Origin of the sequence: Nocardia asiatica NBRC 100129 (assembly GCF_000308415.1) — a bacterium.
GTDB lineage: Bacteria > Actinomycetota > Actinomycetes > Mycobacteriales > Mycobacteriaceae > Nocardia > Nocardia asiatica.
This window is the reverse complement of sequence record NZ_BAFS01000004.1, coordinates 18,091-34,674: the sequence shown is the minus strand read 5'-3', so window position 1 is coordinate 34,674 and position 16,584 is coordinate 18,091. Positions and strand designations below refer to the sequence as shown.

Here is a 16,584-nt window from a genome sequence, read left to right as displayed (position 1 = left end):
TCTTTGCGGTTCCACCGAAGTACTCGACCGATCGAGCCGAGCGACCGGATCTACAGCCGGTCGATCTCGGTGAGGTCGATGTCCATATCGAACGGCACGGTCAGCTTCAGGCGATCGTGATGAATTCCGGTGAGCGCGTAAGCGTTCGTCGCCGGGTCCAGTTCGTAGACGTAGACAACCGGGCGGCCGTCTACATTCTCGACCCGCCAGAAGTGAGCGATTCCCGCGCGGGCGTACAGCTGCGGTTTGCGCTCCCGATCACGCGTACGCGATTCCGCCGAGACCACTTCGACCGCCAAGACGACGTCGTCGGCCTGGTACGTCGTCAGTCCGGGGCCGCCGACGCTTTCGGCGTGGATCACGATGATGTCCGGTTCCGGGCGCTGATCCCGCCCGAGAGTCACGGTCATCTCCCGTCTCACCCGAAATTGCGAGGGAGCGAGGCGGCGAAGAGCGGAGTCGAGCAGCGTGATGACCAACATATGGAACTGCGCCTGCGGACTCACGAAGACGAGACTGCCGTCGATCAGCTCGGTGTGCGGGGGAAGGTCGGGCAGGCGATCGAGATCCTCGGCGACGAACCCGCCCGGCGGCGGGCGCAGCCACTGCGGAAACGGCTCGACGGTCATGCTCCGAGTATGTCACCTCGAGTGTGCCGGTCGTAGCTCCCTGGGGCCGGATCGGACAGGTCAGGGCCATGCGGCAGAGTAGGGCGGGTGCAGTTGATTCTCGTTCGCCATGCCCAGCCGGTCCGGGTGCTCAGCTCGGCCGGGCCCGCCGATCCGGAGTTGGCGCCGGTGGGGCTGGAGCAAGCCGAGCGGGTGCCCGCGGCGCTCGGTCATCACCGGGTCTCCCGGGTGGTGAGCAGCCCGCAGCGACGGGCTCGGGAAACGGCGGCGCCGACCGCCGCGAAGCTCGGCCTCGGCGTCGAGATAGTGGACGATCTCGCCGAATACGATCGCGATCTGCCCGCTTACATCCCGATCGAGGACGCCAAGATCGAATTCCGCGACGCCTATGACCGGATCAAGGCGGGGCATCTGCCGGTGCAGGTCGACGGCGAGGCGTTCAAAGCCAGGGTGCGCGCCGCCGTCGCCGACATCGTCGCGGCCACCGATCCGGCCGACACGGTGGTCGCGTTCGCACACGGCGGCGTGGTCAACGTGCTGTTGCAAGAAGTGCTCGGCTTGCAGCGGCCACTGACGTTTCCCATCGACTACTGCTCGATCACCCGAATCCTGTTCTCCCGCAGCGGACGGCGTACCGCCGCCACCGTCAACGAGAACGGGCACGTCTGGGACCTGTTGCCGCGCAATATCGGTGCCCGCTGAGATTCACAGCCGACTGCCAGGAGCATCGCACCGCTGTCCCAGTGACGGAATCTTCGATGGGACCGGTGAGCCACTGCCGAACAGTGGCTCACGGTTCGAGAGAAAGGAATTCCGTGTCGCTCTCCAAAACCGCTACGCCGCTGCGGCGTCTCACCCGGGTGGCCGTGGCCGGGGCGTTGATCGCCGTCCCGCTCGCCGCCCTCGCGGCGACCGCGTCCGCCGAGGCCCCCGCCGAGCAGGCGGAGGTACAGCTGGTGGACGCACCGCAGCAGGGTGCCGACATCAACGAACGCCCCCGTCATTTCGAACGCCACGAACGGCATGACGGCCCGGGCCGTGGGCCGGACGATCGCCCATGGCGGGACGGCCCGCAGCAGCAGTTCTTCAAGTTCAAGCATGTCATGCCGCCGACCGGCTCGAGCTAGTCGTCCCGCCACGACGAAAAGGCCCACCTCCGAGTTCGGAGGTGGGCCTCGTGGTTTCGGCGGTGGCTCAGGCCATGCCCGCGATCCAGTTGTGCATCCAAGAGATGGCGGTCTGGCCGCCGCCCACCGGGTAGCTGCCGTACAGGGTGTGCGCCTGGGACTTGTAGAAGCGCTCCAGGTCCTTGGCACGCTGCTGGTTGGCCGAGTCGGTCAGCTGCGCCTGCAGGACCGGGACGCCGCCGGAGGTCATCAAGTCGCCGATGATGTTGCCGGCCTCGATCTGGTAGCGCCACATGTTGGCGGGGTTGGCGTCCGACGCCTGCGCGAGGAAACCGGCGAACCGCGTGACGAAGTCGTCGGTCGCCGTCGCGCAGTAGAGGTCGTCGAGCGCGCAGATGGTGCGGGTGCGGTCGCTGACCCAGCCGAAGCCGCCGACCCGGGGGCCGCCCGCGCCCGCGCCGGGGGCGACCGGGCCGACCTGGATGTCGGTGGGCGAACGGCGCGGATCGGAGATCAGGCCGACACCGGCGATGCGATCGGCGGGCACGGCACTGAGACCGGTGCCGATCTCGGCGGCGAGGTCGCCGGCGGCGTCCGCGCCCTGGCTGTAGCCGACCAGCGCGATCTTGGTGGCGCCGCACTGCTGCGCCATGCTCGCGATGAGGCCGCGCGCGTTGTCGACGGCCTCCTTCTTGGAGTTGCCGTAAACCTCACCCTCCCAGGGGAAAGCGGTCGCGGCGTAGGTCACATAATCCACTTCCACGGAAGCGGGCATGCCCCGGGTGACGCCGGCGAGCATGCCTGGCTGCGGGGTCTTGTCGCGGCCGGTTTCCCAGGTGCCCGGGATCGCCACCACGTACAGGCTCGGGCATCCGGGAGCGGCGTTCGCCGACCCACCACCGAAAACCAAGCCGGACATCACGGTCGCGGATGCGCCCAGCGCCGCGACGACCTTTTTCCACTGCATACCGCTCCAAACCTCGCCCTCGTCGAACTTCCCGCCGAGTTGCCGCGTCAATGCTGAACTCATCGGATGTCGTTCCAGTGCACGCCGGGTGAACAGAAGTCGCCCGACCGGTATGACATGCACTCCACGACCGCATCCCAAGATCAGCAGCACGCCGGAGATCACAATAAAGCCACGAACGCCGCAATGCCATTCGAACGCCGTAGTGTGTCGGATTTCCGTCAGCGCTTCCGCTGCGACGTGGTCCGAGAGCCCATCGAGAGCGAAGAAGGCGCCTGTGGACGAGTTGTCCACAGGCGCCTTCGTTTCCGCTCCGGTAAGAGAGGGGATCTAGCGCTGAGCCACCATGGTGGGCGTGATCGGCGACGGAAGCGCGGTCTCGCCTTCCAGGTACCGGTCGACGCCCGCGGCCGCGGCGCGGCCCTCGGCGATGGCCCAGACGATGAGCGATTGGCCGCGGCCCATGTCACCCGCGACGAAGACGCCGGGAACGTTGGTCGCCCAGTTCTTGTCACGCTGCACGTTGCCGCGCTGGTCGTAGCCGACGCCGAGATCGGTGAGCAGGCCGGGCTTCTCGGGACCGACGAAGCCCATGGCCAGCAGCACCAAGTCGGCCTCGAGGGTGAAGTCGGTGCCCTCGACCTTCTCGAAGCGGCCGTTGACCATCTTGACCTCGTGCGCGTCCAGGCCGGTCACCTTGCCGTCCACGCCGACGAAGCGCTCGGTGTTCACCGAGAACACTCGCTCGCCGCCCTCCTCGTGCGCCGAGGAGACCCGGTACATCAGCGGGTAGGTCGGCCACGGGGTGGACGCGGCCCGCTCCTCCGGCGGACGCGGCATGATCTCGAACTGGTGCACGCTGGCCGCGCCCTGCCGGTGCGAGGTGCCCAGGCAGTCCGCGCCGGTGTCGCCACCGCCGATGATGACGACCTTCTTGCCCTTGGCGTGGATGGGCGGCAGGCCGTCGGCGTCGGTGACGTCGTCGCCGTGCTGCACCCGGTTGGCCCAGGGCAGGAACTCCATCGCCTGGTGGATGCCGTCCAGGTCGCGGCCCGGGATCGGCAGGTCACGCGCCAGGGTGGCGCCACCGGCCAGCACGATCGCGTCGAACTGCTCGCGCAGCTGCTCGGCGGTGATGTCCACGCCCACGTTCACGCCGGTCTTGAAGATGGTGCCCTCGGCCTCCATCTGCGCGAGGCGGCGGTCGATGAAGCGCTTCTCCATCTTGAATTCCGGGATGCCGTAGCGCAGCAGACCGCCGATGCGGTCGGCCCGCTCGAACACGGTCACGGTGTGCCCGGCGCGGGTCAGCTGCTGCGCAGCGGCCAGACCGGCCGGGCCGGAGCCGACCACGGCGATCTTCTTGCCGGTGAGGCGGGTCGGGTAGACCGGGGTCACCCAGCCCTCGTCGAAGGCGTTCTCGATGATCTCGACCTCGACCTGCTTGATCGTGACCGGGTCCTGGTTGATGCCGAGCACGCAGGACGCCTCGCACGGGGCGGGGCACAACCGGCCGGTGAACTCCGGGAAGTTGTTGGTCGCGTGCAGCCGGTCGATGCCTTCCCGCCAACGGTCCTTGTAGACCAGGTCGTTCCACTCGGGGATCAGGTTCCCCAGCGGACAGCCATTGTGGCAGAACGGGATACCGCAGTCCATGCACCGGCTGGCCTGGGTACGCAAGGTCTCGTGGGAGAAGTTCTCCTCGTAGACCTCTTTCCAGTCCATCAGGCGCAGCGGCACCGGCCGCCGCTTGGGCAGTTCCCGTGAAGTGTGCTTCAGAAAACCCTGAGGGTCAGCCACGAGCGGCCTCCATAATCGCCTCGTCCACGTCCTTGCCGCTCTTCTCAGCTTCGGAGATGGCGAGCAAAACCTTCTTGTATTCGCGCGGCATGACCTTCACGAAGTGGTTCACCTGCTGCGACCAATCGCTCAGGATGCGATCGGCGACCGGGGAACCCGTCTGGTCACGATGCTGGGTGATGATGTCGTGCAGCCAGGTGAAGTCGTCACCGGCCAGCTGCTCGACGGCGTCGGCCTGTTCGGGGTTGAGCCGCGAGGCGAAGGTGCCGTTCGGGTCGAAGACGAACGCCACACCGCCGGACATACCGGCGCCGAAGTTGCGCCCGGTCTCACCCAGGATCACCACCCGGCCGCCGGTCATGTACTCGCAACCGTGATCGCCCACGCCCTCGACCACCGCGGTGGCGCCGGAGTTGCGCACGGCGAACCGCTCGCCGACCACACCGCTGAGGAACACCTGACCGCTGGTGGCGCCGAACAGGATCACGTTGCCCGCGATGATGTTCTGCTCGGCGACGAACTCGCCGGGCGCGTCCAGCGACGGGCGCACCACGAGCCGCCCGCCGGACAGGCCCTTGCCGACATAGTCGTTCGCGTCACCCTGCACGCGCAGCGTGATACCGGCGGGCACGAAGGCGCCGAAGCTGTTGCCCGCCGACCCGGTGAAGGTGATGTCGATGGTGTCGTCGGGCAGGCCGGCGCCGCCGTAGAGCTTGGTCACCTCGTGGCCGAGCATGGTGCCGACGGTGCGGTTCACGTTCGTGATCTTGGTCTCGAACTTCACCGCCTGACCCCGCTCCAGCGCGTCGCGGCTCTGCGCGATCAGCTGCTGGTCCAGCGCCTTGTCCAAGCCGTGGTCCTGGGACTTGGTGCAGCGGCGGTCCTGGTACATGAACGCCGTCTCGACGTCGTCCAGGATCGGGGACAGGTCCAGCTTGCTGGCCTTCCAGTGCTGCTTGGCCCGCGATGTGTCGAGCAGGTCGACCCGGCCGATGGCCTCGTCCAGCGTGCGGAAGCCCAGCTGGGCCAGCAGTTCCCGGACTTCCTCGGCGACGAACAGGAAGAAGTTCTCGACGAATTCCGGCTTGCCGGTGAAGCGCTCGCGCAGCACCGGGTTCTGCGTCGCGACGCCGACCGGGCAGGTGTCCAGGTGGCACACGCGCATCATGATGCAGCCCGAGACCACCAGCGGAGCGGTGGCGAAGCCGTACTCCTCGGCGCCGAGCAGCGCCGCGATCATCACGTCGCGGCCGGTCTTCATCTGGCCGTCGACCTGCACGACGATGCGGTCGCGCAAGCCGTTGAGCAGCAACGTCTGCTGGGTCTCGGCCAGGCCGAGTTCCCAGGGACCGCCCGCGTGCTTGAGCGAGGTCAGCGGCGAGGCGCCGGTGCCGCCGTCGTGGCCGGAGATCAGCACGACGTCGGCGTGCGCCTTGGAGACGCCCGCCGCGACGGTGCCGACGCCCGGCTCGGCGACCAGCTTCACGTGGATGCGCGCCTGCGGGTTGGCGTTCTTCAGGTCGTGGATCAGCTGCGCCAGATCCTCGATCGAGTAGATGTCGTGGTGCGGCGGCGGGGAGATCAGGCCGACGCCCGGCGTCGAGTGCCGCACCTCGGCCACCCACGGGTACACCTTGTGCGCGGGAAGCTGACCGCCCTCACCGGGCTTCGCGCCCTGGGCCATCTTGATCTGGATGTCGGTGCAGTTGGTCAGGTAGTGCGCGGTCACGCCGAAGCGGCCGGAGGCCACCTGCTTGATCGCGCTGCGCCGCCAGTCGCCGTTCTCCTCCGGCTCGAAGCGCGCCGGGGACTCGCCGCCCTCGCCCGAGTTCGACCGGCCACCGAGCCGGTTCATCGCGATCGCCAGGGTCTCGTGCGCCTCGGCGGAGATGGAGCCGTAGCTCATCGCGCCGGTGGAGAACCGCTTCACGATCTCCGCGGCCGACTCGACCTCTTCGATCGGGATCGGGTTGCGCGCCCTGTGCTTGAACTTGAACAGACCGCGCAGCGACGCCAGCCGCTCGGACTGGTCGTCGACCAGCTTGGTGTACTCCTTGAAGATCGAGTACTGGCCGGACCGGGTGGCGTGCTGGAGCTTGAACACCGTGTCCGGGTTGAACAGGTGGTACTCGCCCTCGCGCCGCCACTGGTACTCACCGCCGACCTCGAGCTCGCGGTGCGCGCGCTCGTTGCGGTTCTCCAGGAACGCGATCCGGTGCCGCAGCGCGACGTCCTCGGCGATCTCGTCCAAGCCGATGCCGTCCAGGTGCGAGCGCAGGCCGGTGAAGTACTCGTCCACCAAGCCCTGCGACAGGCCGATCACCTGGAAGAGCTGGGCGCCGTTGTAGGAGGCCAGGGTGGAGATGCCCATCTTGGACATCACCTTCAGCACACCCTTGCCCGCGGCCTTGTTGTAGTTCGCGACCGCCTTGCGGTAGTCGTCGGCCAGATCGCCGGTGCTGCCCGGCATCTCCAGCGCGCCGCGCTCGAGCATGTCCTCGATGGTCTCGAAGGCCATGTAGGGGTTGATCGCGGCCGCGCCGAAGCCGACCAGGGTGGCCATGTGGTGTACCTCGCGGGCGTCACCGGCCTCCACGACCAGGCCGACCATGGTGCGGGTGCGCTCGCGCACCAGGTGGTGGTGCACCGACGAGGTGAGCAGCAGCGACGGGATCGGCGCCAGCTTCTCGTTGGACTCGCGATCGGACAGCACGATGATCCGCGCTCCGCCGTCGATGGCGGCCGACACCTGGGTGTTGATCGCCTCCAGCGCCTTGCGCAGGCCCTTGCCGCCCTTCTTCACCGGGTACAGGCCGCGCACGACCACCGAGCGCAGCTCGGGGTGCGATCCGTCGTCGTTGATGTGCACGAGCTTGGCCAGCTCGTCGTTGTCGAGGATCGGCTGCTCCAGCGCGATCATGTTGCAGGACTCCGGGCCCGGGTGCAGCAGATCGGCTTCGGGGCCGATGTTGCGCTTGAGGCTGGTGACCACCTCTTCCCGGATCGCGTCCAGCGGCGGGTTGGTGACCTGCGCGAACAGCTGGGAGAAGTAGTCGAACAGCAGGCGCGGGCGGGCCGACAGCACCGCGATCGGGGTGTCGGTGCCCATCGAGCCGAGCGCTTCGCCGCCGGTCTTGGCCATCGGCGAGATCAGCAGGCTGAGTTCCTCGGTGGTGTATCCGAAGATCTGCTGACGGATCAGCACGCGATCGTGCGACATGTGCACGTGCGGGCGGTCGGGCAGGTCGGCGAGGCGGGACACGCCCGCGTCCAGCCACTCCTGGTACGGGTGCTCGGCGGCGAGCTGGGACTTGACCTCTTCGTCGCCGACGATGCGGCCCTGGGCGGTATCGACCAGGAACATGCGGCCCGGCTGCAGACGCGCCTTCTTGACCACCTTGGACGGGTCGATGTCCAGCACGCCGACCTCGGAGGCCATCACGACCAGGCCGTCGTCGGTCACCCAGATGCGGCTCGGCCGCAGGCCGTTGCGGTCGAGCACGGCGCCGACGACGGTGCCGTCGGTGAAGCACACCGACGCGGGGCCGTCCCACGGCTCCATCAGCATCGAGTGGTACTCGTAGAAGGCCCGCCGCTGCGGGTCCATGTTCTCGTTGCGTTCCCAGGCCTCGGGAATCATCATCAGCACGGCGTGGGGCAAACTGCGGCCGCCGAGGTGCAGCAGTTCCAGCACCTCGTCGAACCGGGCGGTGTCGCTCGCCCCCGGGGTACAGACGGGGAAGATCTTCTCCAGCCGGTTCTTGCCCGCGGAGTCGACGCCGAAGACGTCGCTGCGCAGCAGCGCCTCACGGGCGCGCATCCAGTTCTCGTTGCCGGTGACGGTGTTGATCTCACCGTTGTGCGCCACCCGGCGGAACGGGTGCGCCAGCGGCCAGGAGGGGAAGGTGTTGGTGGAGAAGCGGGAGTGCACGATGCCCAGCGCGCTCTCCACCCTGGAGTCCTGCAGGTCCAGGTAGAACGCGCGCAGCTGCGGCGTGGTGAACATGCCCTTGTAGACGAAGGTCTGCCCGGACAGGCTCGGGAAGTAGACCGACTCCCTGCCGACCGCGCCCTCACCCGCACCGGCCGACCCCAGCTCGCGCTCCACCCGCTTGCGCACCACGTAGGCGCGCCGCTCCAGATCCATCTCCGACAGCGGATCGGAAGCGTTCTTCGGGGAGGCGATGAAGATCTGCCGGAAGGTCGGCATGGCGTCGCGCGCCAGCGCGCCGAGCGACGACTCGTCGATCGGCACCTCGCGCCAGCCCAGGACCTCGAGGCCCTCTTCCTTGACGATCTTCTCCACGCCGTAGGCCGCGCGCGCGGCTTCGCGGCGGGCCTGCGGAAGGAAGGCGATGCCGGTGGCGTAGGAGCCCTCCGGCGGCAACTCGAAGTCCACGACGGCGCGGAAGAAGCGGTCCGGGACCTGGATCAGGATGCCCGCGCCGTCACCGCTGTTGGGCTCGGCGCCCGCGGCGCCACGGTGCTCCAGGTTCAACAGAGCCGTAATAGCCTTGTCGACGATGTCGCGGCTGCGGCGGCCGTGCATGTCGACGACGAATGCGACGCCGCAGGCGTCGTGCTCGTTCGCCGGGTCGTAGAGCCCGATGGGTCCAGGTGACCGGTGGCCAGGAAGTTGCGTCATGCCTCTGCCTTCAAGAAAGTCGGCCTTCGAAGGAAAAACGGCCTTTCGTTCGAACGCCTCCGTACAAGACTGCGCCCGTACGTTCCGAAGCCAGCCGCGCTGATGGTCTTCGGCGTGCAGTCAGGTCTGCAGTTGTCTCCACCCGCTTCTGTGACGTAGTGGGTGCCCTTCGGTAACGGATCCCTAACAAGATCCTTACCTCCGAGCGGGTGCCCGCCCGCTACGCTGAGCACCTGGCTAGGGGCTGCCCGAGCGGGCGAGGTAGCCGAACGTTCTGTGTTCGGCGTAAGAGCAAACGATAAGTCAGGTCCAGGGCCCGGCCAACTTAGGTTGCGCTAATAACCAGGTTTAGCTGGGCTTCTGCATTCGGTCCTCCACGTGTGCGCGTTGTCCAGTGTAAAGCAGCGAGTGCCGTGCGATCGATCCCTGTGGCACCCGGTGCCAGCTGGGAAAACCGACGCGCGACACCGCCCCGAGACCTTCCTCACCAGGCCGGGAAACCGCCCTCACCTGCGTCGAGATGGATTTCCCCCGTTCGCGATCCGGCAAACCAAGCGGCAGCGGCTAACTCGGCGAAGGGGTGCGTGAGATATTTCCGACACGGGCGTGACAAGCCATGAATGTGATCCGACCGTCCGGCCTCTTTTGTCCGATGTGCCGTTCAGCACATTCTCGGCAAATCGCGGGGAGTGGTGTTGGACACATCTTTCCGTCACCGCGCGGGCGACGGGCCGCAGCGGGCCTACGCCGGGCAGAGCGACACAGCTGCCCGCACCAGCGCCGCTCGGTGCAGCGGGTCGCCGCCACCGGTGGTGAACACGCCGAATACGCTGCGCGCCAATCGTTGCGCGCAATCCGGCGCGGTCAACTCCGCTCGGCGGGCGGCCAACTGGTCGAGGATCTCGACGTTCACCCGGTCGATCACCGGACGCACGGACGCCAGCCCGGCCGGTGCGGTGGGCGCGGCCGCCGGGTCGAACCGCCACCGCAGCATCAGGCCCCGCTGCACCGTCTTGTGCGCCTCGATCTGGCCGAAGAAAACCTGCCGCACCCAGCTCTCCGGCAGGTCGCGACCGCTGCCGAGACGCGCCATGGCGTCGTAGACTTCCGCCTCCCTGACCGGGTCGTCGACGGCCGGCTCGATGCCGTGCTCGCCCGCGGCCGCCCATTTCGCCGCGGCGACAGCGTCGGCGGTGTCCAAGCGCTCGACCACCAGTGCGACCAGCCGGTCCAGCGACCCGTCGGCCGGGGACGCGCCCGCGTCAACCGGCCACATCGGCAGCGCCGCCACGAGGAGCGCCAACACGAATCCGCGCACCCTGCAACCTCCTCGGATCGCTCGCACCGAAACGAGTCACCGCGCCAGCGTAGGCCCCACCGCCCGCCGCCTCGGGCGCGACCACGACGGTCTTGTGAGCCTGGACACATCGGGCCGTCTCTGCTCGCTGCCGGGCCGGGCGGCCTGTCACGCTGTCACAACGAATCCGTGACAGTTTCGTCGCGCCCGTGAAAAGCGCCTGGGACGTGGAGGGATGTGCATTCCGATGACCGTCACCGGCTTGTTCACCTGGCTCGGCGGAGGCCGTAACAGAGGAATCACCGATCGCCACGAGCGCGCCGGGTACGCCGTCACGGGCGCGGTCGTGCTGGTGTTCGCGACGATCTCCGGCGCGGTGGCCGCCCTCGCCGCCGGGTCCGCATGGCCGTGGCCCGCCGCGGTGGCGGCCGGAACCGTGATCGCGGCGCTGACCGGCGCACTCGCCCGGGCGCTGGCGACGGCGCGGCCGAGCGGTGGGCCGGACCGGCTCGGGTTGCTCGGCCGCATCGGGCTCGCCGTGCTGGCCGGCGGATTGCTCGCCGAACTCGCGGCGGTCGTGCTGTTCAGCGGGTCCGTGGATCGGCAGCTGGACGACAAGGCGCAACGCTCGCTCGATTCGGCGCCGCGAGTCGTCGCGGCGCAGGCGGAACTGGACCGGGCGAAAGCCGACCGGGCCGCGCTCGAACAGGCGATCGGCATGGCGCAGAACGACATCGATCACGCCTTGGTGATCGCTCGCTGCGAATTCAACCCGACTCCGGAGTGCCCGCGCACCCGGATCACCGGCGTGCCCGGCCGTGGGCCGGAGGCGCGGACGGCCGACGCCATGCTCGACGACGCCCGCAGGCATCTCGCCACCGCGCAGGGCCGGGTGGACGCCGCCGACCGCCGGATCGACGCCGCCCAGGACGCGCTGACGACCGCGCGGACCGCCGCCTTCGACGATGCCGACCGCGGCCTCGGCGCGCGCTGGCAGGCGATGAACGACTACACCGTGCGCGAGGCGCTGCCGCTGCGCATTCTCACCATCGTGGCGTTCGTCGCACTGGCCCTGCTGCCGCTGGTGCTGCGCTGGTGGCGCGGTGAGACCTCGTTCGAACGGCACAATGCCGCGCGCACCGTGCACGACCGCGCCGAACGCGAGGCCGACGCGGCCATCGCGGTCAAGCAGGCCGAGGTGCGTGCCGAGGCCGAGACCCTGCGCGCCGAGCAGCAACTCACCGCCGCCCGGCTCGCCGTCGAGGCGGATACCGCCATCGACCGGGAGCGGCAGCGCACTCGCATCATCGCGGCCATCGGCGGCATCGAGATCGGTATCACCGAACCGCCGCGCCGCCCCGAACTTCCCGCCGCGGCGGACGACCGAAAGGACAGCGCCATGCCACACGAGGTGACGCCGAACCTACCCGCCCCGGTGACCGTGAACGCGCCCGCCGCGACACCAGCGGCGCCGCAGAGCGGTGGCGGTCTCGAGTTGCCGCTGATCGGCACGGTGCCGTTCACCGACACCGCCGCTCGTTTCATCCGGCCGCTGGTCCCGTCGTTCGTCGCCAACGCGATCGACACGGCGACGCATCCGCTGCGCACCGCGCGGCAGGCGTTCGAGGAGGTCGAGGAGATAACCTTCACGCTGCGCCGCACCCGCAAGGTCACCGTCGACGGGCACGCTCCACAGGCCGTCGGCTATCCGCTCCAGCCCGGCGCACCGGAGATCACGCACGCCCAGCACGTCGCCGCCACCGTCGTCGACGCGCAGTACCCCCCGCGCTACTCCTCCCTCCCGCCGACCGGCGCGTCGGGTTACGGCCTGCCCACCGGCGCGCGCCGAGACGAACTGCCCGCTCCCCATCACCCCGAACTGCCCGGGACCGACCGCCGCGAACTGCCACCGGGGCGCTGAACGGCCGCCTACCGCCGGATCCACCCCGGGTACCGCGCGAAGTGCTCTGCCACCGTGATGCGCTGCGGGCGTGATGTCGCGCCTGCTTGTCGGCGAACCGCCACGAAACCACGGGTGAACCGTGCGGTCGGTCCTGGGTTCGGAGGCGGCAGCGGGTCGCCTGAACCATCGCCTCGGAGTACGACGGGGCCAGCGCTGCGCTCGCGGCTGGGTCGTCGGCGTGTCGGGCTCCTGAGCCCGGGCCTCGGCGGTGCAGAGTCCCAGTTCCCGGTCGGCCGGTCGGACGCGTGTGCGAGTCGGCCGGTCGGACGCGGGCGCGGGCCGGCTCCGCGAAGACGACCTGCGGCGGCGCGGCGCGGGGCGGCCTACGCTGCACCCATGCAACACAGGGAGGTGACGCTCGCCGCGGCGCCGTGGGGGTCGCGACTGCTCGGGTCGGCTGAGGAGTCGTCGGGGTTGCGACGCATCCGCGTCCAGTTGTTGATCACCGTGCCCACGCTGTTGGGGAATCTGACGGGCATGGTCGTATCGATCGTCCTGGTCGGCTTCGTGTTGCCGGGGCCGTCGGTGTTCACCCGCGACCTACTGCTGCTGGACGTGCTCGCCGCGCCGCTCTACGCGACCTGCGCGCTGCTGATCGGGCTGTGGTGGGGCACGACCCGCGGACTGCGCGCACTGCGGTGGGCCACCGATCCGCAACGCGTGCCGACCGAGCAGGAGCAGGCCGCGGCCACGATGATCCCGCGCAGGCTGGTGCGTGACCAAGCCCTGCTGTGGTTCGGCGGCCTCGTGCTGTTGACCACGCTCTACGGACTGGCCGAACCGCGGCTGATCCCGAAGGTGGCTTTCGGTATCGCGATCAGCGCCGTGGTGGTGTGCGCGAACAGCTATCTGATCATCGAGTTCGCCCTGCGGCCCGTCACCGCCCGGGTGCTGGAAGCCGCGGCTTCCGGCCGCCGCCGCGGCATCGGCGTCTTCGGGCGCTCGCTGGTGGTCTGGCTGGTCGGCTCGGGCGTCCCGGTGGCGGGGATGATGGTGCTCGCGGTGTCGGCGCTGGTGATGGACGACGTGACCAAGGCCCGGCTGGCGGTTTGCGTGCTGTCCCTCGGTGGCGCGACCTTGATCTTCGGTCTGCTGCTGATGACGCAGACCCTGGCCGCCACGGTGGCCCCGATCCTCGGCGTGCGCCGCGCGATGCGGCAGGTGGAGGAAGGCGACCTCGATGTCGCGCTGGCCGTCTACGACGGCACCGAACTGGGCGAACTGCAGAGCGGTTTCAACCACATGGTGGAGGGGCTGCGTGAGCGCGAACAGATCAGGGACCTGTTCGGCAGGCACGTCGGGCAAGAGGTCGCCGCGGCGGCGCTGGCGAGCGACCCGGCGCTCGGCGGTGTGGAGACCCACGCGGCGGCCCTGTTCATCGACATCGTCGGCTCGACGACGATGGCCGCGACCATCCCGGCGCCGGAGATGGTCGCCATCCTGAACCGGTTCTTCGGCATCGTGGTGGACGAGGTGGAGCGCCACGGCGGGCTGGTCAACAAGTTCGAGGGCGACGCCGCGCTCGCCGTCTTCGGTACACCCGCGCGCCTGCCCGACGCGGCGGGTGCGGCGCTGGCCACCGCCCGCGCGGTCCGCGCCCGGCTCGACGCCGCGGGCGGCGATTTCGTGGCCGCCATCGGCGTAGCGGCGGGGCGGGTGGTCGCGGGCAATGTCGGCGCGCATCAACGCTACGAGTTCACCGTGATCGGCGACGCGGTCAACGAGGCCGCCCGCCTGTGTGAGCTCGCCAAGCAGGAGGGCCTTCTGCTCGCCTCCGGCGCGACCATCGCGGCGGCTGCCGAGGCCGAGACCCGACATTGGCGGGTCGGCGAATCCGTCACTCTGCGCGGCCGCCTCACGCCGACCCGGCTCGCGCGCCCCGCCTGAGGGCTGCCGGCGGGTCGCCCGGCCGCTGGCGGTGGCTACCTCGGCGACCGTCACGGCATTACGCGTTTACGCGCGGCCCCCGCGCAACCGGAACGCCACCACCGCCGCGACCAAGAGAATCGACGTGGTGCCGATCGCCGCGAAGTGGATGCCGGAGACGAACGATTCGCGCACCGAGGCCAGGAAGGCGTTTTCGGCGGCCTCCGGAAGTTCGCGTGCGAAGGCCGTGGCAGCGCCGAGGGATTCCGAGGCGGCGTCCACCTGATCGCCCGGCACCTGGCTCAGGTCCAAGCCGTCGCGGAAGATCGCCATGACCACACTGCCGAGTATCGCGACGCCCGACGCGATACCGGCCTCGTACGCCGTCTCCGACACCGCGGCGGCCGCACCCGCGCGCTCCGCGGGCGCCGAGCCGACCACCAGGTCCGACGACACGGTCAGCGCGACCCCGACGCCCGCCCCGATGAGCAGGAAGCCGAACACGAACGGCGTCGTACTGGTGGCCGCGTCCGGTCCCAGCCATCCGAACAGCATCGCGCCCACCGCCGCCGTCGTCAGCGCGCCGCCCAGCACCGTGCCCGGCCGCAGCCGCCGCGTCAACCAGGCCGCGCCGAGCGAGGCGATCATGCCGGCCAGCAGACCCGGAAGCAGCAGCAGACCCGCCTGCATCGGCGAGCGTCCGAGCACCAGCTGGAGGTACTGCGAGCCGAAGAACAGCACACCGGCCAGCGCGAACACCGCGAGCAGGTTGGTCAGGACCGCCGTACGGAACTCGGGCAGCGCGAACAGCGCCAGATCCAGCATCGGCTGCGCGAGCCGTCGCTGCCTGCGCACGAACCACACGCCCGCCAGCACGCCGATCGCGCCGGCCAGGACCGGTCGCAGGCCGGGCCCGTGCGCGGCGAATTCCTTCACCGCGTACACCACAGGCACCAGTGCGAGCATCGACAGCACGGCGCTGGGCAGGTCGAAACGACCGGGCCGCGGATCGCGCGACTCCGGGATCAGGACGGGCCCGAGCCCGATCAGCACCAGCATGACCGGCAGGTTCACCAGGAACACCGATCCCCACCAGAAGTGCTCGAGCAGCCAGCCGCCGAGCAGCGGTCCCGCCGCCGCGCCGCCCCCCGCCATCGCGCTCCACACCGCGATGGCGACGGTGCGCTGCCGCGGGTCGAGGAACATGGACCTGATCAGGGCCAGCGTGGCGGGCATCAGCGTGGCTCCGGCGACGCCCTGCAGCACACGCGCCGCGATCAGCATTTCCGGCGTCACCGACCAGGCCGCGCACGCGGAGGCCACGCCGAATCCGGCCGCGCCGAGCAGCAGCAGTTTGCGCCGCCCGATCCGGTCGCCCAGGTTGCCCATGACGACCAGCAATCCGGCCAGCACGAACGAGTAGACGTCGATGATCCACAGCAGCTGCGGCGTGGTGGGCGCGAGATCGGCGCTGATCGCGGGCACGGCCAGGTCCAGCACGGTCGCGTCGACGGCCAGTAGCAGCAGGGCGAGCGCGAGCACCGACAACCCCGCCCACTCGCGTGCTCCCGCGCGGGGTGGGGTGGCGGGCGATTGTGCGTGGGTCCGCGCTATCTCGGTGGTCATGACCTGCTCGACTTCCGTCCTTTTCTTACCGTCCAGACGGTATAGTACGCGGCTTACCGTCCAGACGGTATAGTCCCTTCGGTGACGGCAGACACCCGCGATCGCATTCTGGACGCGCTCGAGACCTTGCTCCTGGAAAAGGGCATGTCACACGTGACACTGGAGAACGTCGCGACGACCGCGGGCGTCTCCAAGGGCGGGCTGCTCTATCACTTCAAGACCAAGGACGCGCTGCTCGCAGGCCTGGTCCGCCGACTCGCCGACCGCGCGGGCAAGCAACTCGACACCGCGGTCGCGAAGGGCGGCACGGTCGCCGAGTGGTACCTGCAGACACCGAATCCCGACAACGCCGCGGACGCGGTCGAACTGGAGCTCTACCGCTCCATGCTCGCGACCATGCGCACCATCGATGCCACCCCGGAGCCCGACGAAGTGCAGCGGGCGCTCGCCGAGCTGATGAACACGTGGTCGGACGGGCTGGACGAGGAGGTCGCCGATCCGGTTCGGGCAGACCTCATCCGGCTGGTCGGCGACGGCGTGTACCTGCGCGCCCTGCTGGGCCTTCCGCCCATCGATCCGGCCCGTTACCGGCAGGTGGTGGACCGCCTGCTGCGGCGCTGACGGTTAGACTCGGCGCGTGCTGCCAGCCGCCGAACCGGCCGGC

Annotated in this window: 11 protein-coding genes; 5 read left to right on the top strand and 6 right to left on the bottom strand. The window is 69.4% G+C overall.

The genetic code is table 11. The annotated features are described in order from the left end of the window. Window positions 1-50: 50 nt before the first annotated feature. Window positions 51-629, bottom strand: coding sequence for a Uma2 family endonuclease (locus tag ON27_RS00495; protein WP_043717601.1), 579 nt, complete (start codon window positions 627-629; stop codon window positions 51-53). Between the two features lie 87 nt (window positions 630-716). On the opposite strand from ON27_RS00495, the gene ON27_RS00490 reads away from it, so the two are divergent. Further along, entirely contained in the window at window positions 717-1,331 is a 615-nt protein-coding gene (locus ON27_RS00490; RefSeq protein WP_043717597.1) for a histidine phosphatase family protein, read from the top strand. A gap of 113 nt (window positions 1,332-1,444) precedes the next feature. Continuing rightward, the gene (locus ON27_RS00485) at window positions 1,445-1,756 is read left to right on the top strand and encodes a hypothetical protein (protein WP_043717594.1); all 312 of its coding nucleotides are present in this window, start codon (window positions 1,445-1,447) and stop codon (window positions 1,754-1,756) included. A gap of 67 nt (window positions 1,757-1,823) precedes the next feature. Here ON27_RS00485 and ON27_RS00480 read toward each other — a convergent pair whose 3' ends face one another. The 4 genes from ON27_RS00480 to ON27_RS00465 all read right to left on the bottom strand — a co-directional run bounded on the left by ON27_RS00480 (window position 1,824) and on the right by ON27_RS00465 (window position 10,486). Next, on the bottom strand, window positions 1,824-2,723 hold the full coding sequence (locus ON27_RS00480) for a cutinase family protein (RefSeq protein ID WP_043717759.1): 900 nt from the start codon (window positions 2,721-2,723) through the stop codon (window positions 1,824-1,826). A gap of 330 nt (window positions 2,724-3,053) precedes the next feature. Then, entirely contained in the window at window positions 3,054-4,523 is a 1,470-nt protein-coding gene (locus ON27_RS00475; protein ID WP_043717590.1) for a glutamate synthase subunit beta, read from the bottom strand. Continuing rightward, window positions 4,516-9,168 (bottom strand): glutamate synthase large subunit, encoded by a 4,653-nt coding sequence (gene gltB, locus ON27_RS00470; RefSeq protein WP_043717588.1) that lies wholly within the window; start codon window positions 9,166-9,168, stop codon window positions 4,516-4,518. Before gltB ends, ON27_RS00475 begins: the two co-directional genes overlap by 8 nt. A gap of 742 nt (window positions 9,169-9,910) precedes the next feature. Further along, window positions 9,911-10,486, bottom strand: coding sequence for a chorismate mutase (locus ON27_RS00465; protein WP_051046081.1), 576 nt, complete (start codon window positions 10,484-10,486; stop codon window positions 9,911-9,913). A gap of 226 nt (window positions 10,487-10,712) precedes the next feature. On the opposite strand from ON27_RS00465, the gene ON27_RS00460 reads away from it, so the two are divergent. After that, window positions 10,713-12,386: a DUF4407 domain-containing protein gene (locus tag ON27_RS00460; protein ID WP_051046090.1), complete on the top strand. Its 1,674-nt coding sequence runs from the start codon at window positions 10,713-10,715 to the stop codon at window positions 12,384-12,386. Window positions 12,387-12,764: 378 nt separating this feature from the next. Beyond that, window positions 12,765-14,315, top strand: coding sequence for an adenylate/guanylate cyclase domain-containing protein (locus ON27_RS00455; protein ID WP_043717585.1), 1,551 nt, complete (start codon window positions 12,765-12,767; stop codon window positions 14,313-14,315). A 66-nt stretch (window positions 14,316-14,381) separates the two neighbouring features. On the opposite strand, the gene ON27_RS00450 is transcribed toward ON27_RS00455, so the two are convergent. Continuing rightward, a complete protein-coding gene (locus tag ON27_RS00450) occupies window positions 14,382-15,920 on the bottom strand; it encodes an MFS transporter (RefSeq protein WP_043717582.1) in 1,539 nt (512 codons plus the stop codon). 81 nt (window positions 15,921-16,001) lie between these two features. Here ON27_RS00450 and ON27_RS00445 point away from each other — a divergent pair, with 81 nt between their 5' ends. Next, complete coding sequence (locus tag ON27_RS00445) at window positions 16,002-16,541, top strand: TetR/AcrR family transcriptional regulator (RefSeq protein ID WP_043717580.1); 540 nt, start codon at window positions 16,002-16,004, stop codon at window positions 16,539-16,541. The last annotated feature ends 43 nt before the right edge of the window (window positions 16,542-16,584 follow it).